Source organism: Companilactobacillus metriopterae (assembly GCF_002762335.1).
Classification (GTDB): Bacteria; Bacillota; Bacilli; order Lactobacillales; family Lactobacillaceae; genus Companilactobacillus; species Companilactobacillus metriopterae.
On sequence record NZ_CP024610.1, the window covers coordinates 1,231,063 to 1,255,934 of the forward strand.

Annotated in this window: 27 protein-coding genes; 4 read left to right on the plus strand and 23 right to left on the minus strand. The window is 31.1% G+C overall.

The annotated features are described in order from the left end of the window. Positions 1-3: 3 nt before the first annotated feature. The 8 genes from nrdR to CS873_RS06210 all read right to left on the minus strand — a co-directional run bounded on the left by nrdR (position 4) and on the right by CS873_RS06210 (position 7,395). A complete protein-coding gene (nrdR, locus tag CS873_RS06180) occupies positions 4-474 on the minus strand; it encodes a transcriptional regulator NrdR (protein ID WP_099974997.1) in 471 nt (156 codons plus the stop codon). Beyond that, positions 461-1,081 (minus strand): dephospho-CoA kinase, encoded by a 621-nt coding sequence (gene coaE, locus CS873_RS06185; RefSeq protein WP_099974998.1) that lies wholly within the window; start codon positions 1,079-1,081, stop codon positions 461-463. Before coaE ends, nrdR begins: the two co-directional genes overlap by 14 nt. A gap of 122 nt (positions 1,082-1,203) precedes the next feature. Beyond that, the gene (locus tag CS873_RS08315; protein WP_277750444.1) at positions 1,204-1,329 is read right to left on the minus strand and encodes a hypothetical protein; all 126 of its coding nucleotides are present in this window, start codon (positions 1,327-1,329) and stop codon (positions 1,204-1,206) included. Between the two features lie 76 nt (positions 1,330-1,405). Continuing rightward, positions 1,406-2,227: a DNA-formamidopyrimidine glycosylase gene (gene mutM, locus CS873_RS06190; RefSeq protein WP_099974999.1), complete on the minus strand. Its 822-nt coding sequence runs from the start codon at positions 2,225-2,227 to the stop codon at positions 1,406-1,408. Positions 2,228-2,239: 12 nt separating this feature from the next. Then, positions 2,240-4,894 carry a DNA polymerase I gene (polA, locus tag CS873_RS06195; RefSeq protein WP_099975000.1) on the minus strand — a complete coding sequence of 885 codons (2,655 nt, stop codon included), beginning with the start codon at positions 4,892-4,894 and terminating at the stop codon, positions 2,240-2,242. A gap of 94 nt (positions 4,895-4,988) precedes the next feature. Next, positions 4,989-6,317 carry a UDP-N-acetylmuramate--L-alanine ligase gene (gene murC, locus CS873_RS06200; RefSeq protein ID WP_099975001.1) on the minus strand — a complete coding sequence of 443 codons (1,329 nt, stop codon included), beginning with the start codon at positions 6,315-6,317 and terminating at the stop codon, positions 4,989-4,991. 8 nt (positions 6,318-6,325) lie between these two features. Then, positions 6,326-6,955 carry a YtpR family tRNA-binding protein gene (gene ytpR, locus CS873_RS06205; protein ID WP_099975002.1) on the minus strand — a complete coding sequence of 210 codons (630 nt, stop codon included), beginning with the start codon at positions 6,953-6,955 and terminating at the stop codon, positions 6,326-6,328. Positions 6,956-7,059: 104 nt separating this feature from the next. Next, complete coding sequence (locus CS873_RS06210) at positions 7,060-7,395, minus strand: thioredoxin family protein (RefSeq protein ID WP_099975003.1); 336 nt, start codon at positions 7,393-7,395, stop codon at positions 7,060-7,062. A gap of 144 nt (positions 7,396-7,539) precedes the next feature. On the opposite strand from CS873_RS06210, the gene CS873_RS06215 reads away from it, so the two are divergent. After that, the gene (locus CS873_RS06215) at positions 7,540-7,851 is read left to right on the plus strand and encodes a hypothetical protein (RefSeq protein ID WP_099975004.1); all 312 of its coding nucleotides are present in this window, start codon (positions 7,540-7,542) and stop codon (positions 7,849-7,851) included. A 2-nt stretch (positions 7,852-7,853) separates the two neighbouring features. On the opposite strand, the gene trmB is transcribed toward CS873_RS06215, so the two are convergent. From trmB to CS873_RS06230, 3 genes are read right to left on the minus strand one after another with little or no spacing between them, the layout of a single operon-like run. Next, positions 7,854-8,501: a tRNA (guanosine(46)-N7)-methyltransferase TrmB gene (gene trmB, locus CS873_RS06220; protein WP_099975005.1), complete on the minus strand. Its 648-nt coding sequence runs from the start codon at positions 8,499-8,501 to the stop codon at positions 7,854-7,856. 17 nt (positions 8,502-8,518) lie between these two features. Next, positions 8,519-9,718, minus strand: coding sequence for an ABC transporter permease (locus CS873_RS06225; protein WP_099975006.1), 1,200 nt, complete (start codon positions 9,716-9,718; stop codon positions 8,519-8,521). Then, complete coding sequence (locus CS873_RS06230; protein WP_099975007.1) at positions 9,719-10,450, minus strand: ABC transporter ATP-binding protein; 732 nt, start codon at positions 10,448-10,450, stop codon at positions 9,719-9,721. A gap of 87 nt (positions 10,451-10,537) precedes the next feature. Between CS873_RS06230 and CS873_RS06235 the strand changes: the two genes are divergently transcribed. The 3 genes from CS873_RS06235 to CS873_RS06245 all read left to right on the plus strand — a co-directional run bounded on the left by CS873_RS06235 (position 10,538) and on the right by CS873_RS06245 (position 12,326). Next, positions 10,538-10,960, plus strand: coding sequence for an HIT family protein (locus tag CS873_RS06235; RefSeq protein WP_099975008.1), 423 nt, complete (start codon positions 10,538-10,540; stop codon positions 10,958-10,960). A gap of 10 nt (positions 10,961-10,970) precedes the next feature. Then, complete coding sequence (locus CS873_RS06240) at positions 10,971-11,252, plus strand: hypothetical protein (RefSeq protein WP_099975009.1); 282 nt, start codon at positions 10,971-10,973, stop codon at positions 11,250-11,252. A 153-nt stretch (positions 11,253-11,405) separates the two neighbouring features. After that, entirely contained in the window at positions 11,406-12,326 is a 921-nt protein-coding gene (locus CS873_RS06245; protein WP_425435975.1) for a peptidylprolyl isomerase, read from the plus strand. 89 nt (positions 12,327-12,415) lie between these two features. Here CS873_RS06245 and CS873_RS06250 read toward each other — a convergent pair whose 3' ends face one another. The 12 genes from CS873_RS06250 to CS873_RS06305 all read right to left on the minus strand — a co-directional run bounded on the left by CS873_RS06250 (position 12,416) and on the right by CS873_RS06305 (position 24,866). Continuing rightward, positions 12,416-13,360 (minus strand): 3'-5' exoribonuclease YhaM family protein, encoded by a 945-nt coding sequence (locus tag CS873_RS06250; RefSeq protein ID WP_099975011.1) that lies wholly within the window; start codon positions 13,358-13,360, stop codon positions 12,416-12,418. Positions 13,361-13,372: 12 nt separating this feature from the next. Continuing rightward, the gene (locus CS873_RS06255; RefSeq protein ID WP_169922459.1) at positions 13,373-15,760 is read right to left on the minus strand and encodes an ATP-binding protein; all 2,388 of its coding nucleotides are present in this window, start codon (positions 15,758-15,760) and stop codon (positions 13,373-13,375) included. A gap of 2 nt (positions 15,761-15,762) precedes the next feature. Then, positions 15,763-16,923: a metallophosphoesterase family protein gene (locus tag CS873_RS06260; protein ID WP_099975013.1), complete on the minus strand. Its 1,161-nt coding sequence runs from the start codon at positions 16,921-16,923 to the stop codon at positions 15,763-15,765. A gap of 47 nt (positions 16,924-16,970) precedes the next feature. Beyond that, entirely contained in the window at positions 16,971-17,315 is a 345-nt protein-coding gene (locus CS873_RS06265) for a YlbF family regulator (protein WP_099975014.1), read from the minus strand. 9 nt (positions 17,316-17,324) lie between these two features. Further along, complete coding sequence (locus CS873_RS06270; protein WP_099975015.1) at positions 17,325-19,394, minus strand: PBP1A family penicillin-binding protein; 2,070 nt, start codon at positions 19,392-19,394, stop codon at positions 17,325-17,327. A 103-nt stretch (positions 19,395-19,497) separates the two neighbouring features. Continuing rightward, positions 19,498-20,067 carry a cob(I)yrinic acid a,c-diamide adenosyltransferase gene (locus CS873_RS06275; protein WP_099975016.1) on the minus strand — a complete coding sequence of 190 codons (570 nt, stop codon included), beginning with the start codon at positions 20,065-20,067 and terminating at the stop codon, positions 19,498-19,500. A 3-nt stretch (positions 20,068-20,070) separates the two neighbouring features. After that, positions 20,071-20,853 carry an inositol monophosphatase family protein gene (locus CS873_RS06280; protein ID WP_099975017.1) on the minus strand — a complete coding sequence of 261 codons (783 nt, stop codon included), beginning with the start codon at positions 20,851-20,853 and terminating at the stop codon, positions 20,071-20,073. Continuing rightward, entirely contained in the window at positions 20,850-21,305 is a 456-nt protein-coding gene (locus tag CS873_RS06285) for a EutP/PduV family microcompartment system protein (RefSeq protein ID WP_099975018.1), read from the minus strand. Before CS873_RS06285 ends, CS873_RS06280 begins: the two co-directional genes overlap by 4 nt. A gap of 9 nt (positions 21,306-21,314) precedes the next feature. Beyond that, positions 21,315-21,989: an ECF transporter S component gene (locus CS873_RS06290; RefSeq protein WP_099975019.1), complete on the minus strand. Its 675-nt coding sequence runs from the start codon at positions 21,987-21,989 to the stop codon at positions 21,315-21,317. Next, entirely contained in the window at positions 21,979-23,604 is a 1,626-nt protein-coding gene (locus tag CS873_RS06295; protein WP_099975020.1) for an ABC transporter ATP-binding protein, read from the minus strand. The genes CS873_RS06290 and CS873_RS06295 overlap by 11 nt, the downstream gene beginning before the upstream one ends. Beyond that, complete coding sequence (locus tag CS873_RS06300) at positions 23,538-24,218, minus strand: hypothetical protein (RefSeq protein ID WP_099975021.1); 681 nt, start codon at positions 24,216-24,218, stop codon at positions 23,538-23,540. The genes CS873_RS06295 and CS873_RS06300 overlap by 67 nt, the downstream gene beginning before the upstream one ends. Before the next feature lie 303 nt (positions 24,219-24,521). Next, complete coding sequence (locus CS873_RS06305) at positions 24,522-24,866, minus strand: BMC domain-containing protein (RefSeq protein WP_099975022.1); 345 nt, start codon at positions 24,864-24,866, stop codon at positions 24,522-24,524. Positions 24,867-24,872 lie beyond the last annotated feature (6 nt).

Below are 24,872 nucleotides of genomic sequence, written 5' to 3' on the forward strand. Positions count from 1 at the left end.
AAACTAACCCTCTTTACTTTTTTCATTTTTTATCATTTCTTGTACTTCTTGCATAAATCCATTCATATCTTTAAATTCGCGATAAACACTTGCAAAACGAATATAGGCTACATCGTCTAATTGAGATAACAATTTCATAATAATCTCGCCTATATCTTGAGAAGCAATCTCTCTCTTCCCTGTCTTAATTAGTTCATTCTCAACCTGATCTACTAATTCATTTAGTTGATCGATACTTACTGGTCTTCTTTCAGAGGAGCGAACGAGACCCTTTAATATTTTGTCACGATCAAATGATTCTCGATCACCATTTTTCTTAACTACTAAAATTGGTGTTATTTCTATTCTTTCATAGGTAGTAATTCTATTACCACATGATTCGCACAATCTTCTTCTGCGAATTGACATGCCGTCCTCACAAGGTCTCGAATCCAAAACTTTCAAAGATGTGCCATGACATTTAGGACAATTCATTATTTATGTGACCTCTTAATTTTTTTATTAAATTATTAGTTTCTTTTGTTAGATCATCTATAGTTCCAGTATTTTCAAAAACGTAGTCTGCTAATGTCACTTTTTCTTCAATTGGCATCTGACTAGATATTTTTTGTTGTGCTAGTTCCTCTGATATCTTATCTCTATCCATTAATCTTTTTGTCTGTAATTCTTTCGGCATACTAAGACAAATTGTCCCATCTAAATATTGTTGATAGTTAAATTCAAACAATAATGGAATTTCAAAGACATATATTTTATCATCTTTTTTCTTTTTGACATTATTAATGATATTTAAAATCTCAGTTCTAATTAGTGGACCATTAATTTTGTTCAACTTATCCAGTTCAGTTTTATTTTTAAAAACTATCGAACCTAATTCTTTTCTATTCAGTGATTGATCTTCATTTAAAATCTCAGTTCCAAAAGTTTCAACAATTTGTTTTAATCCTAATGTTCCTGGTTTAACAACATCTCGTGCTACTTGATCGGCACTAAATACTTCTATATTATTTTCTTGCAAAATTTTAGCGACGGTACTTTTTCCAGTTGCAATGCCACCGGTCAAACCATAAATTAAACTCATAGTTACCTCGCAGACTTAATTTTTTACACATATCTCTCGTGTAATTATAAATCATATTAGATTTGCAAACAATATTCTTAAATAATACAAAAAACCTAACTCAACATGAGCTAGGTTTATTTTTATATTCGTTTAAATTTTTCGACGGCTTCTTCGATTGTTATACCGTTCGCAAATACATTTTTATTGTACTTATCTACAACAGTAAACAATTGAGAATCCGTGTTTAGTTGAACACGATAATTCATTTGTTTACCTCCAATTGAAATAATTCGGTAGCGAATATCCAGTACAATACTCTGATTGCCAAACTAATGCAAGCATTTATTTTTGGCAATTAGGACAAAAATGAGTTCCACGACCGTTTACTTTGATCTTTTCAATCTCTGTACCGCATCTAGGACATGGAGTTCCCTCTTTACCATATACTTGCAATAAAGCTTGCATATTTCCTTTATGACCTGTTGAATCAACATATGATCTTATAGTTGATCCTCCAGATTTAATAGCAACTTCCATTTCTTCATTCGAAGTGTCAATAATCTTTTGAACGTCAGACTCTGATAATTCATTTGATTTAGCTAATGGATTGATTTTTGACTTCCATAAAACCTCGTCAACATAAATATTTCCTAATCCACTTATTACAGATTGATCCAAAAGAACTGTTTTTATGTCTTTTCTATGTTTTATTACCCTAGGATACAAAATAGATAATTTAAAATCATCACTTAGTGGTTCAGGTCCTAATTTTTTGATAGAGGGGTTATCTGAAAGATCTGATGTTTCCCAAAGCTGCATGCGTCCGAACTTACGAACATCATTATAAATTAACATCTCACCAGAATCTAAATAAAAAATAGCATGAGAATGCTTGTCAATTGCTGACTGATCTTTAGAAACTTTATATTTTCCTTCCATTCTCAAATGACTAATAATAGTCAAATCATTGTCCAGATTTAATTCCAGAAATTTAGCTCGTCTATTGACTGAAATAAATGTGGCACCAGTGACTATATCAACAAAATCTGCAGTATCTCCAGTTATCAAGTTTGGATATCTTATATCTACTTTTTCTATTTTTTTACCAACAATCTGTTGTTGTAATCCACGTCGAACAGTTTCGACTTCAGGCATTTCAGGCATAGTAAACTCCTTTTATTTAGATTCGTACCAGTTATTTCCATGTGCAGTACCTACCTTCAAAGGAACATCAAGTTTCACCGCTGAATCCATAACTTTAGGTACTAGTTTTTCTAATATTTCAATTTCTGATTTTGGCGCTTCAAAAATCATTTCATCATGTACTTGAAGAAGAAGATTGGCTTGTAACCCTTCATCTTTAATCATCTTTTGCATGTTAATCATTGCAACTTTGATAATATCTGCAGCACTACCTTGTATAGGCGTATTCATAGCAGTTCTTCTTGCAAAGTTACGAATATTAAAATTCTTAGAATGAATATCTGGTAAATAACGACGGCGATGCATAATAGTTTCCACATAACCATTCTCTTCTGCAAATTTAACTATATCATCCATATACTTTTTAACACCCGGATATTGCTCAAAGTAATTATCGATGAATTCTGCAGCCTTATTACGGCTAATACCGATATTTTGTGACAATCCGTAATCACTGATTCCATAGACAATACCAAAGTTTGTAGCTTTAGCTTGTCTTCTCATATCACTTGTTACTTCTGAATCATCGTTTAAACCAAAAATTCGCATCGCTGTATGTGCGTGAATATCATAATCCTCATTAAATGCTTCTTGCATATTTTCGTCACCAGAAATATGTGCAAGCACACGTAGTTCAACTTGAGAATAATCTGCAGAGAAAATTTGCCAATCTTCTTTTTGAGGAACAAATGCTTTTCTTATTTGTCGACCTTCATCAATTCGGATTGGAATATTTTGTAAATTAGGTTCATTGGATGACAATCTTCCTGTCTGCGTCAAAGTTTGTTGATAAATAGTATGAATCTTGTTATCTGCTTGAATGAATTTTTGTAATCCAATAACATATGTTGATTGGATTTTGGAAATTTGGCGATATTGTAAAATCAAATCTACAACAGGAGATTCATTTCTTAGTTTTTCTAAGACATCCACTGCTGTTGAATAACCTGTTTTTGTTTTCTTAACAACAGGAAGTTTCAAATCTTCAAATAAAACGACACCTAGTTGTTTAGGTGAATTGATATTGAAAGTCTGACCTGCTTCATGATAAATCTGTTGTTCAATATCTGATAAACGAAGTGCAAATGTATTTTCCATTTCTTTTAATTTTCTGGTCTGAACAGTAATTCCTTCAATTTCCATCTCAGCCAAAACAATTGAAAGTGGTAACTCTATCTCATCATAAAGAGCATCTTGATCGTTTTTAGCCAACTCTGCCATAGTTTTATCATGAAGTTCATTTACTACAAAAGCTTTTTCAGATAAATAGTCTAGTAAATCATTTGCATCTTCTGGAAGTGATTTTTTGACACCTTTACCATAAAATTCTTCTACTGTCTGAATATTATATCCATAATTATTGGCAACAATACCAAGATCAGACTTACTATCATTAGTATCAAGAAGATATGATACTAGCAGCAAGTCAAATGTTACACCTGATATTTTACTTCCATAGCGGTTAAGTAGTGCAATTGTTTTTTTATAGTCAAAAACATACTTCTCTTTTGAGTCATCAGATAACCATGACAAAAATTTTTGATCATCTAATATACCTACATTATCAGTTGCAAAATATCTATCTCCATCCGATAAAGCAATTCCAATAATTGGTTCAATATGGTAGTTCTCTCCAAAACTTTCGACAATAATTGTAATAGGCTTTTTACTCTCAATAATAAAATCAACAGCAGAAGAGTCTAATTCTTCAGACTTAACGTCGACTTTAGAACCAACTATATCCTCACTGGCTTCACTCAGATCCATACGATTCAAGAAAGATTGGAAGTTAACCTTTTTATAAAAGGAAACTAACTGCTCAGTATCTTCACCTTTATATTTTGTGTCACTCAAAGAAATATCTACAGGAGCATCTCTTCTTATGGTAGCTAGATCTTTACTCATAAATGCATTTTCACGGTCATTTATAAGATTTTCCTTCATCTTGCTCTTCTTTAATTCATCAATATGATCATATAAATTTTCTATAGTTCCATACTCATTTAACAATTTTTCTGCAGTTACAGGACCAATCTTTGTTACACCAGGGTAGTTATCAGAGTTATCACCCATCAACCCCTTTTTATCAATAATTTGGTCAACTCTTACACCCCATTTTTCTTCTGCAAACTCTGGTGTGTATGATTCTATTTTGGTAACTCCACTGACATTAACTTTTACTGTAGTTTTATCTGTCGTTAATTGAGTTAAGTCTCGATCACCTGTGAGGATTGTAACAGTCATTCCATCAGCTTCTGCTTCTTTTGCCAAAGTTCCGATTATGTCATCAGCTTCAAAATTAGGCAACTCATAATGCTTTATTCCTTTGGCATCAAGTAACTCATTAATCAATGGTAATTGTTCCATTAATTCAGATGGTGTACTAGATCTTGTACCTTTATAATCATCGAACTTTTCTGTTCTAAAAGTTGTCTTACCTGCATCAAAGGCAACCAAAACATGTGTTGGTTTTTCGTTTTTCAGAATCAAATCCAACATATTTGTGAATGCATACAATGCATTAGTGTGTATTCCTTCGGGTGTAGTAAATTTATCAAGATCATTTAAAGCATAAAATGCTCTAAACGCCTCACTATTTCCGTCAATAAGTAATAATTTATCAGCCATAATATCTCCTCTGGAATCTGTTTACATTATTAATATTTTAACAGTCTTTTCACAACAAAAAAAGCCAAGTGAACATGCACCTGACTCTTAATTATTATTGTTGATTTGGATTTAAAGTACTTAAAATTTGTTCATATGCTAATTCATATTTTTGAACATCTCCAGCACCCATAAATATCATAACTGCATTATGAAAATCCAATAATGGCGACATGTCTTCTAATGTGAGAACACGACCACCCTTATTAATCTTGTCTCCAAGGTCTTTACTTGTAATGTCACCTTGTTTTTCACGAATTGATCCAAAGATATCTGTTAAGAAAACCTCATCAGCTAGATCCAAAGCTTCAGCAAAATCATCCATCAATGCAAGAGTTCTTGTATATGTGTGAGGTTGGAAAATTGCTACAACTTCGCGATCTGGATATTTTTGTCTAGCAGCATCAATAGTAGCTTTAATTTCTTGTGGATGATGTGCATAATCATCGATAATGACCATGTCTGCCACATTTTTTTCACTAAAACGTCTTTTGACACCACCAAATGTTTGAAGTTCTTTGTTAATTGGGTCATGATCCAATTTTTCCATGTGACCAATACCGATAACTGCCAGAGAATTAAGTATATTGTGTTCTCCAAATAATGGAACTTCAAAATTACCAATATTCTCATTATCAATATAAACATCAAAAGATGAACCCTTAACAGTTCTCTTGATATTTTTTGCTTGAATATAATCACTGTCATCTAGACCATATGAATATATCGGAACGTCAGCTGAAATTTTACCAGCATGTTTGTCCTCACCCCAGATGAAAATACCCTTTTTGACTTTGCGTGCTTCAGATTCGAAAGCATCTATTACATCATCAATTCCAGAATAATAATCTGGATGATCATAATCAATGTTTGTAATTACTAAATAATCTGGAGAATATGCAAGGAAGTGACGGCGATATTCATCGGCTTCGAAAACAAAGAATTTTGCATCTTTATCACCTTTACCTGTCCCATCACCGATAAGATATGAAGTTTTAGCAATACCACTTAATGTATGTGCTAACAAACCAGTTGTACTAGTCTTACCGTGAGAACCAGCAACTCCGATAGATGTATAGTCACTCATAACTTGTGCTAGAAGTTCAGGATATTTGATAACTTCTACTTTTTGATCAAGAGCAGATTTAATTTCAACATTGTCATCTTTAAAGGCATTACCAGCAACAACTGTCATACCTGGTTTAATATTATCCGCATCAAATGGTAGAATTTTGATTCCTACTTTTTCAAGTTCTCTTTGAGTAAATGTATATTTATCAATATCTGATCCTTGAACTTCATAACCAAAATCCTTCATGATAAGTGCTAAAGCACTCATACCAGTTCCTTTTATCCCAACAAAATGATAAATTTTATTTTCCATAATTACTCCTAATTAAACATCTTTTCTGCTTTTTCAAAATCAAAGGCGTCGCCAGCTGATCCTTCTTCAAGTACTAAAATACCTTTTTTCTTAGGAGCATTAGGAATTCCCAGTTCACCTGCTGAACAAATCATTCCAAAACTATCTACTCCACGAAGTTGTCCTGGCCAAATTTCAAAACCGGTTGGCATAACTGCGCCTGGAAGTGCTACAACAACCAATTGACCTTGTTCAATATTTGATGCACCACAAACGATTTGAACAGGAGAATCAAGTCCAACATTTGTTTTAGTAATATGCAAGTGATCAGAATCAGGATGTTCTGTCATTTCTTCTACATATCCTACGACAAATTTGGGAGAAACATCTGCTTCAAGAGTATCATTGAATGAAGCTTTTTTAAGTTCTTCATTTAAAATGTAAACTTGAGATTCATTAAGGAAAACTTGTCCATTTTCGTTTATTCCTAATTTGTCATGAATGTTAAAAAAATTAAAACCAATAGCATTGTCATTCTCATCAGATATACGAACAACATTACCGTTTTGTGTTGTCCTTTGTTTTACATTAGTATCATCAGCGCATTCTACTATTAGAACATCGCCTAATTCTTCTTTATTATAAAAACTTAGTAACAAAATGAATTCCTCGCTTATTCATAAGGATAAAAAATCATAATTCTAATATAACATTTAGTTAATAAAAAAAGCAGTTACTTTAATATTTAGTAACTACTTTTTTATTATAATGAGCTTGCTTCGACAGTAGAACTAATAAAGTTTTCAACTTCTTCTTTTGTCTTACGATCTTTATTGACAAGTCTACCAATTTCATTAGCATCTTCTACTACAATAAAACTTGGTATGCCCATAATTCCTAATTCAATAGCCATATCCATGTTTTCATCTCTATCAATGCTTATAAAGGTGAAATCAGAAAAATCTTGTTCAATTTCTGGCATTTTTGGTTCAATAAATTTACAATCTGGACACCAATCTGCATGGAAAAATAAAACATATTTCCCTTGTTTTGTGGCTTCTTTCCAGTCTTTTGTATTAAAATCTTCAAGCGTTTTCATAGATTTAACCACCTTTCGAGATATTTAAGATACTTCTTTTCTAAAATTTAGTCAAACAATCTACATTCCTTGCTACTTTAATCATACAATATTCATATAAAAGTGTTAATATATGATTATCAAAATTGTTAAGGAGTGTTATTTATGAGTAAAAAAGGTATTGGATCATTAATTTTAGCAAGTACTGCACTAGTTGCTGGTGTAGCTGCAACTGTAGCAATTAAGCATCATGTGGACAGTAACCGTATTATTGAAAAAGTAAAAAACGTTCTTGGCGATGATCAAAAAGTTATCGGTACTTGGGTAGAGCCACTTTATCAACGTGTAAATGTTGACGGAGAATCTACATGGGGTATCGTTGGTGGTGTTACAACACTTGACGAAGATGATGTTTCTCAATATCATTTCATTGCTGACGCAATGAGCGGTGAACTACTAAACATCAAGAAAATATAATATTAGTTTTTAAAATGGGCTTTCAGATAATTAATTCTGAAGCCTTTTTTTGAGAACTTTTCTTCATATTCTGTCTCAATGTTTGCAGCATTTTTCTCTTCGTCATTGTGAAGATCAAGAGAAATGTCATCAAAGACCATTCCATAATTATTCATACTTAACAATGAGTACTCAAATAATCCCTGATTGTCAGTTTTAAACTGTAGTATTCCATCTTTTTTCAAAACAGTTTCATATTGTGATAAGAAGCTCTTGTAAGTTAGGCGTCTTTTCTCATGACGAGTTTTAGGCCATGGATCAGAGAAATTTAAGTAAACTCCACTAACCTCATCTTCAGCAAACATCTCATCTAAATTAGCTCCATTAGCTAATAAGAGTTGTAAATTTGGAATTTTATTTTCAACTTGTTTCTTTAGAAGAAGAGCAATTGCACCTTCTTGAACCTCAATTGCAATGTAATTATTTTGAGGATTTCCTTTTGCAAGCTCTGTTATAAATCTACCTTTACCCGAACCTACTTCAATAAATAAAGGTTGTTCCTTATCAAATTTAGATTGCCATTTCCCCGCCATTTTTTCTGGATGAACCGAAATCAAATCCAAATTATCATTAATCATGTCCTTAGCCCAAGGCTTGTTTCTTAAGCGCATTTAATTACTCCATTACGTTATATTTTTTTTAATTGTCTTGGCATGTAGAAATAGTTAACAAAAATTAACACTACTAAACCTGCTAGTGAAATTACAATGCTGTTCATTGTAAATGAAAATTGTACAAAAATCGCTATAGCACTAATCAACCACTGAATTGATAAAATAATAGTTGATAATTTAATAAAATCTCGTATTTTTTGATCTTTTGAAATTGGATAAAGTCTTTGAAGCATATTTTGCATAATTTCTTTGAAATAAGGTTTTAACTGGAATCCTAACAAATAAATAAATAGTATTTCGACTATTAATGAAATATAAAAATTATCGATAAATGCTAATAAAATACCTTGAATGATAGTCAATCTTATAAATAATCCAATATACTCGTTATTACGGACAAATCCTCTGACGAATATATAGAAGTATGTATTACTTTGTTTTAATTTCATTGATGAATACAAGAAATCCAACCATTTGCGGCGTCTAATTTTACTGCTTACACCTGGAACATCTGTAAATAAATTGTAAAATCTTTTTAGTTTGAAGATTCTTTGATTTTCTAAACTAATTGCTTTTTGCCACTGTAGTCTCTTACTTGTAATATTAGGTCTGGTAACCATTACAGAAATAACTAGTAATACAATACTTACTACTAAGTATATTAACGAACTAGAATATGTAGCAATGACAATCGATGCAAGTAATATTAATTCAAACAGTAGTTTTGTAGTATTTTCTTCATTGTATAAGTTAAATAATTCTACATTAAGTAAGCTCATCTTACTTATTACAGCTGATACAGCAAATATCACGATACCTGTGACATTGAAATCTGCCATCCTAAATGCAAATGGTGATAGTAAAAATGATATCAACGCTATTGCTAAAATTGGTAAAAATCTACTATATGAAAGAGCTCTCTTGAAATATTCATAGAAGTCATTTTCTTTTGCTAGTAAGAAAGTACTATCTGGATCTTCTAACAAAGTAGCAATTCGACCTGCTTGAAATGACAAAAAGGTGATTATAATAAATACTGGCTTACCCCACCATTGTTGGTTGGTAAATGATCCTAAGAAATTGGAATACCAAAATCCTACGGCTCCCATTAAAACAATAAATGCCAACATGAAGTTATCATTGAAAACTAATCTTAAGTACTTAAACTGTTCCTGCTGATGTCTTCTTAATCTTTCTGAATAAAGTTTTCTCATTTATTTGCCCTCTTTGGACATCTTGATGTAAATATCATCTAGATTGGCATCTTTCATATCAAACATTTCTTTCAATTGGTCAAGAGTTCCATCCGCGCGAACTTGTCCATTATTAATAAGAACAAATTTATCAGCGTGATCTTGGACAGTTGCTAAAACGTGAGTAGACATTAGCACAGAGCAACCTATTTTTTTCTTTTCATCAATTACATTCAGCAAATCATTCACAGATAGTGGATCCAATCCTGTGAATGGTTCATCAATGATAAACAATCTGGCATCAGTCATGAAAGCACAAACAATCATAACTTTTTGTTTCATACCTTTTGAAAAGTTTTGTGGGAACCAATCTAGTTTATTTGATAATCTGAATGTTTCTAACAATTTGTTAGCATTTTCCCATGTTTTATCATGGTCAAGATCGTATGCCATTATAGTTAGGTCAATATGTTCCTTTAATGTTAACTCTGGATAGAGAATTGGCAATTCTGGTACATATGCAATTTTTTTGCGGTATTCTTCTACATTGTCTTCAAGAGAAATACCATCAATCAAAATTTGACCGCTTTTTTGTTTCAATAATCCAATAATGTGTTTTATAGTTGTTGACTTACCTGCACCATTCAATCCGATCATTCCAACAACTTGACCGTCTTCAACAGTAAATGTTTCCTTATTTAATACATTAACGTGACCATAGCCACCTGTAAGATCTTTAATTTCTAAAGTCATGGATAAAACCACCTATATCTGTTTTTGTTAATATAACAATGATATCATGAAATAAACAATATACTTATTTGAGAGGAAAAATTCAATATGGATAACTGTATTTTTTGTAAAATTATAAATAATGAGATTCCAAGTTATACTATCTATGAAGATGATGACGTGAAGGTTTTTCTTGATATTTCCCAAGTAACTCCAGGTCATACACTTATGGTACCAAAGAAGCATGTGGAGAATATTTTTGAATATGATTCAGAACTTTCTGAGAAAGTTCTTACTAAGATTCCAATGATTGCCAAAGCAATTAAAAAATCTGATAAAAATATTGAAGGTATGAACATTGCAATGAATAACGGTGAAGTTGCTTATCAAACTGTTATGCACTCACATATTCATTTCGTCCCTAAATTTACTCTTCACGATGATTTCGCTATTAGTTTCAAAGACAACACTGAAAAATATACATCTGATCAATTAGAACAGATCTTAAACAATATTAAAGAAAATCTATAGGAGAATAAAGATGAAATTACGTACAACTATTACTTTAATTTCAGCAGCTAGTGCTGGTATATATATTTTTTCTAAAGGTAGAAAATTTAGTTCTACCGGAAGTACAAATGTTTTTAGCAATGCCAATGATTTTGTATCCGATCTAAAATCTCTAAAAAGTAACATCAAAGTAGTACCTGAAGTAGTTACCGGTATCAAAAATGATGTAAGCAACTATATTGAAGAAATCTCTCCAATCGTAGATGATATTAATCTAACAATAGAAGATCTCAAAGAAAATCTGCCTAGCTAGATTGATATAATTCTATATTATCTTAGTCTTTCAGTGGATAAAATGTGATTTTTTTTTGAATTTTTATCTAATTTGATGCAAAATGTGATTTTTTTGTGGTACTCTTTTCTTGTTATAGACTTTAATTAAGGATGTGTAAAAATGAACAAACGTATTACAAAATGGGCTGTTGCCCTTGCTGGTTTGTTGATGATGGTTACAGTTGCCGGTTGTGCTGGTAACAAAACTGTCGCTACAATGAACGGCGGAAGAATTTCAGAAAATGATTACTACAAGGAAATGAAGGATTCTACAAGTGGTAAGCAAACCCTTCAAACAATGATCATTTCTAAAGCTCTTGAAAATCAATATGGTGACAAAGTTTCAAAAGATGATGTTAATAAGAAATTTAACTCATACAAGAAGCAATACGGTTCACAATTCAAGACATTGCTAGAACAAAATGGACTTACAGAAAGTAAGTTCAAGGACAATGTTCGTACTAACCTTCTAACAGAAGAAGCTCTTAAAGCTAACAAGAAGATTTCAGACAAGAAACTTAACTCTGAATGGAAGAAATATCAACCAAAAATAACTGTTTCTCAAATCGTAGTTGCTGATGAAAATACAGCTAAAGAAGTAATTACAAAACTTGATAATGGTGAAAAATTCTCAGCACTTGCTAAAGAATACTCAACAGATACATCTACAAAAGACAAAGGTGGTAAGTTAGCTGCCTTTGATAACACTTCAACACAAGTTGACTCATCAATCGTTACTGCAGCTTACAAGCTTAAAAAAGTTGGCGACTACTCATCAACACCTGTTACAACAACAACCGGTAGTTATGTAGTTCTTCAATTAAACAACAAACCTGCTAAGGGTAAACTTGCAGATCACAAATCTGAACTTAAAGAACGTATCTACACTGGATGGATGCAAGACTCAACTGTAATGCAATCAGTTATTGGTAAAGTTCTTAAGAAAGCTGATGTAAGTATTAAGGATGATGACCTTAAGAATATCTTAGCCGGATATACTGGTAATGGTTCATCTTCAAATAATAATTCTTCTACATCAAACACAACAAAATAAAAAATCGCCGAATGGCGGTTTTTTTTATTTACTTTAAATTAATGTATAAAAAAGACACACACCTTAATTATAGGAGTGTGTCTTTTCGTTTAGGAGTTTGTATTTCTTTTATAGAACGTACGATTATCTAAACCAAATATTCGTTCAGAGAAGCTGCCCTCTTCTGTTCTATCTAAAGCCTTAGTAATCATATTAATTGAAGCATCTATCATATCGATTTCATGTAATAATTCTGCTTCTAATAACTGTGGTCTTTCAGGTGAACCATATTCTAGCAACCCATGATGAGATATAACCATATGTCTCAGCAAGATCATATCTTCTGATTCTAAAGATATATCCAACTCATTAGCTGCAGAAACAATTTCTTCATCAACTATTGTGATATGTCCTAACATCTTACCTTCAAAAGTATATTCAACATCCACACTTCCACCGAGTTCAATCACTTTCCCTAAATCATGCAAGCAAGCTCCAGTTAAAAGTAATGCTTGATCAACTTGAGGATATTGATCACATATTTTCTCTGCTAATTTTGCCATTGAAAGTGTGTGATATGCTAAACCACCACGAAAATCATGATGGTTAATCTTGGCAGCTGGACTAATGTAGAATTGATCATGATATTTTTTATATAGATATCTTACTATTCTATTCCAATGTCCATTGGTAATTTGAAGAAATAACCCCTCCATTTGATCTTCCATATCTTCTGCTGAGATAGGAGCTGTCTGTAGAAATTGTGACATATCAATAGAATTGGGATCTAAAACTTTAAGACTACTAATATTAACTTGAGGATTACCCTGATAGTTATCTCTCTTACCTACAAGATGAGTAACTGTTCCAATTTTAAAATTGGTAGCATCCCCTTCACTGGAATCCCAGTATTTACCTGGAATTTGACCAGATTTATCTTCAAAAACTAGAGACAAATAGTTCTTACCATTTTTGGCAACTCGTAAATCTGAACGCTTGATAATTACATCAAGATTCATCTCTTCACCATTTTTATAATCATTTATCTTATTCATAATCTATTTCCTTTATAGCTTAATAATATTGTCATATTCACCATCTGTAGGATGATTGGCAGTAACATAAATTACTTGATTATCTTTTGAAATTTCCTTAATAAGACTGGAAATAACTTCTTTACGACCTAAATCAAAATCTACAAAAGCATCATCAATTAATATTGGTAATTTTACTATATCAGATATTTCTAAAATAAATGCTAATCGTAGTGAAAGATACAATTGTATTGTTGTTGCTCTTGATAATTCATGTGCGTTAAAAATTGTTTTGTCTTTTCTAGTTACTTTAATATTTTTGTTGTCTAACTTTATATCTGTGTAATTACCATTAGTTAGTATATTAAAGTATTGTCTAGATTTTCCTAACATTTTAGGGAAGCGATTCTCACTAGCTTCGTTGAGAGTTCCATAAATCCATTTGCTTGCTAAAATCATCGATAGCCATTCATCATAATTAGATATAATATCTTCTTCGATTTGTTTTAACTGATTTTCAACAAGCTGATACTCACGGTCATCAAAGATATTATCAATCTGATTTTTGAGACCACCTATTTCTTGATTTAACATATTAACGCTAATAGATAATTCTTCATAATCATCTTTTAAACTATTGTATTTCTGACTAAGTTCTTCAATACTAGAATATTTTTGCAATTTTTCTAAGTCTGACCCTATAAATTCTGACAATGATTTATATCTGGCAATATCTTTAGTTAATTCTAATTGCTTTTGATGTTTTAAAGTAAATTCATCGCTATCTTTGCAATCATAATCATTTAAAATTGCAGTTAATTTATTGTTTAAATCGGTTAACTTTTGTTTTAATTCAATCCTGTTGCTCTCTGAATTTTTCTTAATTAATTCTGTTCGATCTATTAGTGGAATAATTTCGTCTAAATAGCTTCCTACTTGATTGGCAATACTTTGGTTAGAATCACAGTTAGGAACTGTCCTACCCACTAAATTACGCCATTCAGATAGATTTGTTTCTATACCCTTGTATTGCGCAATTAATTCATTGTTTTTAGCATTTAATTGGCTTAATTGATTAAGATAGCCTTGTATAGAAATTATTTCTTGATTGGATAGTCCTGTATAAGACTGGTCTACATGTGAACTACTTGTTTGTTGTTTCTTATAATAATCATAGCCAAAGTAACCTGCAGATACTAAAAATACAAGTCCAAATATAATACGTAACATTGACCCTGTGAATATTGTTAGCAAAAGAGCAACTGCTGCAACAGCCAAAATTATCCATCGATTATTTTGGCTCTCTGTTTTTAACAAATCATCCATTTCAGATTTACTTAATGGTTTCATGGATTCAATTAGCTTAGGATTACTATCTAAAATACTTTGTTTTTGTCTTTTGTTGTCTTCTAGCTGATTGCTAATATTTTGTAAATTGTATTCTTGCTGTCTAATAGAGTCCAAATTCTCAGATAGTAAATCAATATTTTCTTTCTGAGATTTGTAGTAACTAATTTTTTCATTATCCACATCAGACAATTTAAGAGATTCATTTTGGTTTAAATTATCTAACGATTTTTGTTCTTGTGTTATCTGTATGAAATTTTCCCAAGTATCATCAGGAATTATTTTTATATTATCTTGGTTTTGAATTTTTAAATTAGAATACTCTTCAAATTGTGACCATTTTTTTACTAGCTGTTCTTCTTGATTGAGATTTTTTTCTAAATTTTCTAGTTCTTTTTTTTGTTGATTATAATTAGCTTGTTGTTTAACTAAATCATTATTTAATCTTTGATATTCTGACTGTTGATTTTCAAATTGAGACTTTTGTTGTTGCAACTCTTCTCTTTGAACTAATAGATTTGCTAATATTTGTTTTTTACCTCGAGGTTTGTAAATTTCTCCAGCATCATCTTCTAGGTTTTTAGATGTTTCTAACCACTCTTTACTACCAACCGTTCCTATCGACATTATCTCTATTTCCAGCTGTTCTTCTGACAAATTGTACAATTTGATTATATTATTATCGTCAAATACATATGAGCTTTCAAAATCTGATTTATCGAATCCACCAGTAATATGGTCAATCATTGATTCTGGTTGTTCCTGATCATTCTTAAATATAGTTAGATCTCCATCAGCTTTTCCTGCAACTCTTTTTACAGTCCAAACATTATTATCATCATCTAAAAACTGTAATTCCCCACCGTATTCACTACTATTTTTTGGCAAATATTGTTCATATTTGCTTAAACCACGTGAACTAGCAAATCCAAAAAGAACACTTTTTATAAAATTTAGAAAAGTTGTTTTACCTGATTCATTGGGTCCAAAAATAACTTGATAATCATGATTGATATCAAATTCTTTGTCTGACCACTTTCCAAATCCATAGATTCTTACTTTATCTAATCTCAATTCTATTCTCCAGCCGATTTCTTATTTATTATGTTCTGAGTTTTTTCCTTAATATCATCAAGAAAATCACTTTCATTAATACGATTCCTGATAAGATCAACATTAAATAATTTGTTATCCAAATCTTTAATATCATTAAGATCAAATACATTCTCTGAACTTATATTCCAATACTTTTCATCAATAGTACTTAATGTATTTCCCGGATTATAATTCAAATAAATTTTGTAAAGTAAGCTATCAGAATTATTTTTAAATTGATCCTGTAGCTCACCACGATCAATCATTCTAATTACGTTCTCATCAAGGTTTTCTGCATGATTTATATTCAATGTAACTAAAGTATTGTCATCTACAAGAAGTGCGCTTATATCATCTATTATTGCTTTCAAAGACTCATCCTTAGAAATAGCTATATTCTTTACGTCAAATATATATTCAGATGATTCCTTGAACTCAATATTTACTTGATTGGAATTCATATCAACAAGATAGAATCCCTTAATACCAGTTTCATTTTGATTTCTTCCTTGAGTATCTCCAGGATAAATAATATAAGGATTTTGATTAAGTATCTCTCTTTTATGTATATGGCCTAATGCCCAATAATCATAACCCTTAGATACTAATTCACTTATTTGAAAAGGAGCATAATTATCGTCCCCTATTCCTCCGTGCAAGATCCCTATTTGATAATCAGCAGTTCCTCTAGTAGGAAATTTTTCAATCATTTTTTCATCAATATGTTGTTGATAATAGCTAAATCCTGTTAAATCAACTGTTTTATTATCTTTAGAAACATATCTAATTGTCTCAACATCTTGACCATATACGTGAACATTCGATGGATATTCTAATATACCCAAGTCGTTACGGAAATAGTCGTGATTACCATAAATAATAAATACATCGATATTATTTTCTTGTAATCTAATAAATTGCTCATTTAAAAAAGTCTGTGCACTCAGACTTCTTTCAGTATTATCAAATACATCCCCAGCTAAAATAATGAAATCTACATTTTCTTCTACAGCAGTTTCAAATACTTTTTTTGCTGCACTGTATGTAGATTTTTTTAATTTGTTTTGTACTTCTAAACTATATTTACTAATTCCGGTAAATGGAGTATCTAAATGTAAGTCAGCTGCATGAATAAATTTCATTAAAATCCCCCTTAAAATAAAAAAGCTTAGCATCAGCTAAGATTTTTTTATTTACTTTGATAAATATCTGCGATTGGTTTAGTAATAATCTTATTTAGCTCTTCCATCATCGCATTCATCTTTTGTTCTTTTTCCATCAAAGTTTTAAACTCATCAAAATTTTGAAGTTGATCAGTTAGTTGTTTCATAGATTCGATATCTTCGTCTGAAACATCTTGACCCATCACTTGTTTTTGTTGAAGTTCGAATTGTTTGTTTTGAACTTTATCAAATAGCTTAAATGCTACTTCATTATTCTTAACAGCTTCAAAAGCTTCTTTCAATTCTACAACTTCTGTTGCTTTTCTTAAATCTTGTTCTAGTGCGTTTGCACTATCATAAATGTTATTCATCATGTCCTCCTACTGACCAAAAAAACCTTTTATATTATTATACCATTCTGTTGCTTTATCTTTAACGTTATTTATTCCATCTTGAATAGAGTCCGACAGATCGTTATTATTTTCTAATTTTGAATTATTATTCGCAATAGTTGAAGCATCTTTAACATTAAAATTAGTTTGATTTGTGTTAGGTAAAATATTTGTCATTTGATTCTTAAATAGTGAAGCTACACCTGTCTCACTGTAGCTTTGTAAGAAATGACTTGGGTCTGTGTTATCAAAACCAATCCAAGTTGTTACAAGAACATCAGGAGTATAACCAATCATCCACTGATCTTTGGTACCAGCATAACCATATGATTTTGGAACTTCTGTACTACCTGTTTTACCAGCTATAGTATAACCTGATGGTTTAGCAGTTTTCCCTGTTCCGTTATTGTAAACTCCAATCATCATACTTGTCATATCATCAGCGACATTTTTACTAATAACTTGCTTTTGAGTTGTACCAGTATTATCAACTAGAACCGTTCCAGTAGAATCTACCACCTTAGTTATAAAGTGAGTATCTGTAAGTTTACCTTCATTAGCAAAAGCCGTATATGCTCTTGTCATTTGTAGAGGTGATACACCTGTTTCCAAACCACCAAGTGCCATTGCCAAGTTTTGATCACTCTTCTTAATATCTATTCCAAAGTTAGCTAAGGAATCAACACCCTTTTGAACGCCTATTTTATCAAGTAAGGCTACTGCAGGAATATTTTCACTCTGAGCTAATGCTTGATACATCGGCATAGATTCTTGATATTGATTATCAGCATTTGTTGGAGTGTAACCATTCTTACCAAAACTAGTAATTTCATCTGGTAATTCTGAATCATATTTATATCCACTAGCTAATGCTGGTGCATAAACAGCTAATGGTTTAATAGCTGATCCCGGTTGACGTTTCATTTGTGTGGCTCTATTAAATCCTCTAAAGGTATGTTCACCTCGTCCACCGACTACACCTAAGACACCACCTGTTTTTGGATCAACAGCAACTGATGCACCTTGAACCATTTTTCCATCAGTAGCATTAGCCGGAAATAGCGAACTATTATTGAATGAACTCTCTAAATTAGACTGAATATTTTGATCTAAAGTTGTATAAATTTTATACCCCTTATTCAAAATATCATCTTCTTTGAGTCCGTATTTGTTGACAGCTTCATCAATTACAGCATCAAAGTAATATGGATACTTGTAAGAATTACCTTCTTGAAAATTATCATTCAAAATTATAGCAGAATTCTTATAGTAACTTGTTTGACTGCTTGTTAGCTTGTTATTGTCTTCCATCAGTCCTAACACTACGTTACGTCTTGATTTTGCTTTATCCATAGAGTCAATCGGATTATATTCATTAGGACTTTTTAGAATACCCGCGATAATTGCTGCTTCACCAGCATTCAGCTCACTAGCATTTTTACCAAAGTACTTTTCAGAAGCGTCTTGAACACCCCAAACACCATTTCCAAAATAAGCATTGTTCAAGTACATGGTCAAAATTTCTTTTTTAGAATAGGTTTTATTAATCTCGATAGCTAAAAAGAGCTCTTTGCCCTTTCTTGAATATGTTTGCTTCTGAGTAAGCAATGAATTCTTAGCTAATTGTTGCGTTAAAGTACTTCCACCTGATCGGCTTCGATGTAACAATATTCCTAAGAAAGCTCTAGCATATCCTTTGATACTAAATCCAGGATTAGTCCAAAACGTCCTATCTTCAGTTGAAATAACAGCATTTTGAATGTTGGGAGAAATTTTATCTAAATTGACGTAGGTACCTTTAGAAGAATACAGGTCACCTGCCGTTTCTCCGCTTTTGTCATAAATTGTTGTCTTATTTTGTAGCGAAGATTGTAAATCTTCAACATTGGCAGTTTTGGCTTGATATGTCCACGTTGCACTTAATAATAGGATTGCTGAAAAAACTATCAGAATAATCCATCTGGTAATTTGAAATCTATGCCAAAAAGCACGTAAATTTATCCATATTACATGCGGAACCGACTTTATCCATTCCCATACACTTCTATTATTATTCATTAATAATTACCTCTATATAATAGATGAAATTTTATCACATATAATGTTAGTGAAACAATCTAGATAAATTACTATACAAAAAAAGCACACTTAAAAAGTATGCTTAACGAAATACAGGTTTACTATTTCGATACTCAATATCTGCAACTTGTTCCAATTTATTAGCATAACGTGCAGCACTAAAGAAGTAATCTGATAGTCGATTTATAAATTTCAATACTTCCCCATTGATTTCTTCAGTCTGCATCAGTGCTACTATCTCACGTTCAGCTCTTCTTGTAACAGTTCTCAGAACATGCAATTGAGAAGCTGTAACAGAGCCACCAGGTAAAATAAATTTTTGGATTTTATCAGTTTTTTCAGAATAAAAATCAATCTTTTTTTCCAGCCATTCTACTGCTCCAACTTCAGGCTTAAAAATAAATTCATGCTTCTCATCATTAACTAACATTGCAAGATCAGTACCACAATCAAATAATAATTGTTGAATTTCTTCTAATTCACCAGCAAATATTTTTGTTTTATCATTTAACATTGCAATAGTAAGCCCTACTTGCGAATTAAGTTCATCAACTGTACCATAAGCAACTATTCTTTTATCAGACTTATATAGAACATCATTACCAATAATTCTAGTTTGACCTTTATCTCCGGTTTTTGTATATATTTTCATATCTTAACCTCGCATCTGCAACTTTCTGATATCTTTATATGCTAATTCATTAGCAACAATAATATTATTAGATTTTTTCAGATTTATTTTATTACCTCTAACGTTGGTTATCTTATAACCTAAAGACTCTACCAAAATCTTACCAGGAACTATGTCCCATGGCATCAGTGTGGCAATATAGGCAATATGTTTACCTGTAATGATTTCGATAAATTCAAGCCCGGCGCTACCCATTACACGAGCTCCTGCGCTATGTTTGGCAATATTGATCTCACTGAAAGAATTTTTTAGAAATTGACGCCATGATACTCCTATTAAACCGTTTTTTAAGGGACTATCTTGTGCTGCATTTAGTTTTATATCATTACAATAAACGCCTGTAGCAATACCGCCCCAATAAAGCTTATCATTCATAACATCAATAATTGCACTGCACAATGATTCACCATTGTAAAGGACTCCCACCATAACTGCAAAACAGTCATGCTTTTTGACTAAATTCAAAGTGCCATCAATAGGATCTACAAAAAATGTAAGTCCCTTATCAATATCAGAATAGTTTTTATCAAAATTTTCTTCACCAATTATTGTGGCATCAGGATACTTTTCTTGAATGTGTTTATTAAATATTTTTTGAATATTTTTATCTAGTGAAGTAACTAAATCGTACTCTCCTGATTTTTCTTCAATATCTGAAATTTGGTTTAAATGATTTTTGGCATATTGGGCTGCCTCAACTGTCCATTCAGTAATATTAGACAGAACATCTATTTCTAATTTTGTCATTTTTTCACCTCATCATCATTTAAAAATACAGCTAGTTGCTTAATCTGATTATCTTTTGAATCAGTATCTGTACTAGAAATTAAATAAATATCCCTTGCACCAGCCAAACGTAATTGATCCTTAGAATATTCAATATCGTCTGCAGTTGCCAAATCTATTTTAGAGATTACACCAATTATCGGTTTTGTGAACAAATGTGAGAACCCAGGAGAAAAAACAGGTCGATGATCACTAGCACTTTGAATCATAATGATAACATCTGATTCATTGGCAGTAACACTTAAAGCTGAATATAAGCGTCTATGCTCAGTGAATTCCCCAGGAGTATCAATGAAATTCCCAAAAAATTCTACTGATTGAGTTTTATCATATTTTATTTGTTCTTGCTGCATATATTGTTTTAAAGTTGTTTTTCCACAACCAACAGCACCAACTAAAAAGGCTTTTTTCATTTTTATATCCTACTCATTCATAAACAATTGATATTTCTTCTTGTAGTAATTAAACTTTTCACTCCATGGTTTACCAAATATAAACAATAATATGGCAGTAAACAAAGCATGCGCTAAATCAAAATAGAAACTACCTACAAAAGCAAGACCGATACTTTGTAAATTAATAGAACTCACAAATCCTAATATATAATAAACATCCATTATCCAACCCATTAAGAAACCTGCTAAGAAGCCCCATAATGTAAGCATGTATCTGTTAATTTTATGATTAGAAATTAAACCAGATATCAATCCAATCAATCCCATGGAAAACATTTGCCACGGAGTCCAAGCCCCTTGGCCAAAATACATGTTCGATGTTAACGCTATGATAGTCCCCATCAAAAAACCAGTTTCAGAACCTGCTACCATAGATCCTAATATCAAAATGAACAACTCTGGTTTAACTGAAGGAAGTTCCGCAAATGCAATTCTTCCGCCAACAGCCAATGCACAAATTATAGCTATGAAAACTAATTCTCTAGTCGAGACAGCTTTCTTTTCAAATTTCACAAAATATAGAATTAGTACAAACGAAAGAAATAATATCGATATTAGTAGATAATTTTGCCTTTCAAAAAAACTAACAGCTGCCAATGATACAAAAGCAACTATAAACATAATTATTATTCTAATGTTCATCTACTTCTACATCCTTCCATAGTAATGCACGTGGCCAAAAATCACCTATTGATTTGTTAATTTCAGTAGTATAGAAATAATTTTCCTCAAAGAAATCTTTTGGTGTTTGAGATTCTGTCAATTTTCCGTCAAACATCATTGATACTTGGTCACAGTACTGCGCCGTAAATTGTAAATCGTGAGTATTCATCAGTACTGTTCCACCGTTTTGGATATAATTTTTCAAATAACCCGACAGTATAACTTTGCTATTAGGATCCAACCCGTTTGTAGGTTCATCTAATATCATCAATTCAGGGTTTTTTATGAATCCCAAAATTAACGCCAATAATTCTTGTTGTCCACCACTTAAATCATATGGATTCTTATCCAGTAATTCGTCAAATCTAAAACTTTTTATTAACTCATCAAGCACAACCTTTGATGAACTATAACTATTTAACTGATCATCTAGCTCTTTTTTAACAGTATCAAATCTAAATAATAATGACGCACTTTGAGGTAAGTAAAAGACGTTTTTATATAAATTTGAATAATCATTTTTTATTTTAATATTATTTAAACTGATGCTGCCTGTTACTTTATCCAATTGATTTATCAGAACCTTTATCAAGGTTGATTTGCCAACACCATTTGGTCCAAGTATTGAATATATTTTACCTTTATCTAAGGAAAAACTGAGATGATCAACAATATTTTTGTCGTTAAATTCATAACTAAAAGTTAGATTCTTAACTTCCAATGTTTTTTCACTTGTTGACTCCGAACTAATAAAATTATCAACATAATGAAAATTTTGATTATAATTTTCCATTAATTGATGCAATTGATAATTCGTTACCGGAAATGATTTAAATTCTGATACTTTATTTAAATCATTAGCAATTACAAAGCGATCATTTTGAGTTAGATAATTTTGAAAACTATCCAATTTTGAAAATTCTTTAATGGCCTCGTTTGTTGATAGATCTAAAATAATTTGACCATCATTCATAATAATCAACCGATTGGCTAAATATATTGATCGATCCAGCATATGATCAATGAACAATATTGTTATATGCATGTCTATATTTATTTTTTTGAGAATATTCAAAAATTTTTCAGAAGAGACAGGATCCAACTGTGACGTGGGCTCGTCCAATAAAATTGTCTCTGGATTTAATATAAGACCTGCAGCCAAATTAACTAGTTGTTTTTGTCCACCTGACAATTGTGATTCTTTATAATCGAGAATTTTAACAATGTCCAAGTAACTACTGATTTCAGCAATTTTTTTCGTTTTCTGCTGATCATCAAATCCATAGTTTTCGAGAACAAATTCTAACTCTTCTCTAGGTGTTTCTGTAACCATCTGATTATCTACAAATTGAGAAATATAGATAATATTATTTACATCCCTTTTGGATTTATACTCAAAATTTCCTTGCTCAATTATGCCTTGGTTCAATTCGGGAATAAATTGTCTCAACAATGTACTCTTACCGCTACCAGTTTCACCAATTATTACGGCAAAATCTCCACTATTAATTTGTAAATTGATATTCTTCAGCGATATAGGCTGGTTATTTGGGTATCTGAACGAATAGTCTCTGAATGATGCAATTTCCACCATAATAAGTGAACTCCTCCCATAATAATTGGTATTAGAACAATTAAAATATTGATTATCAAAATAACTAGTATGTATGAATTAAATGTAATTTTGATATTTGCCGAACCAAAATCAACTTTACCGTACTTTTTTTCTACAAAAAGAATACTTAATAACATTTCAAAACCGATTAAACTTCTCAAAATGATATCATCTAAATTTTTTTTAGATTTTTTAGATTTGTTAATATTATTTGAAGTATATCCTCTAATAATCAGAGTATCAGACATGTTCATAAAACTGGGAATCACTTTGTCAAAAACAGTCCCAATTAATTCAATATTTTTCTTAAAAATATTGAATTTACTTTCGCTATCTTTTTTTTGTTCATTGAATTTCAACATAAAGCGACTATTGTTAATAACATTGACTATTCTTGGAATAAATTTTGTAGTCAAAATAAAAATAATTGCAATACTTTTGAAATTTTTCGACAAAACTTGATATATTTGCTTATTATGAATTAGTTCATTATAAACAAAAAATGCAAACAATAAATTAATAAATGAAACTCCTAAAGTTATTGAATTCAGTAGCGATTCAACAGTTATTTTTATTCTAAATAATTCAAACAAAATAGTATTACCTTGTTGGTTAATTACCAGATTAAAAATAACCGTTACTAAAAAAATGACTACACTAAATTTCAAGTATTTCAAAAAAGTTTGACGATTTATTGCCCAATTTAATATAAAAAAGGAGAGCGATAAAGATACTGTCAGAAATAAATTATTATAGATTAATGAAACAAATATTATCGACAAAATATAATAAAAAACTGTTATGCTATTGACACTTTTTTGAAAATTATCTATCAACACTCTCATAGTTTATTCCATTCTTTAAAAAGAGGTCACACCATAATAGCGTGACCTTTTTTAAGACATAGTTATTTTAGATACAGAAAAGCCTAGATTATCTCTCAAGAAATACATACCTTGCTTCATTGATTCTTTAATTGAGCTGATATCTCCAGATAGAACCACTGATCCACTGAATCGATCAATGAAGACAATCTTAACCAAACCAGATTTAGTAGCAATATCTGAAGCGATTGCTGCTGCCTCAGGAGGAGTGATTGTCATTATCCCTATTGAGATATTGTCATCATCAATTCCTATCGTTTTTAAAACTTCAGAATCAGGCTTTGATATCACATGAGCCAAGGTAATTTGTTTTCCTGGAACAGACTCTTGTATAACTCTCTTTAATTTTTCAGTCATTTTATC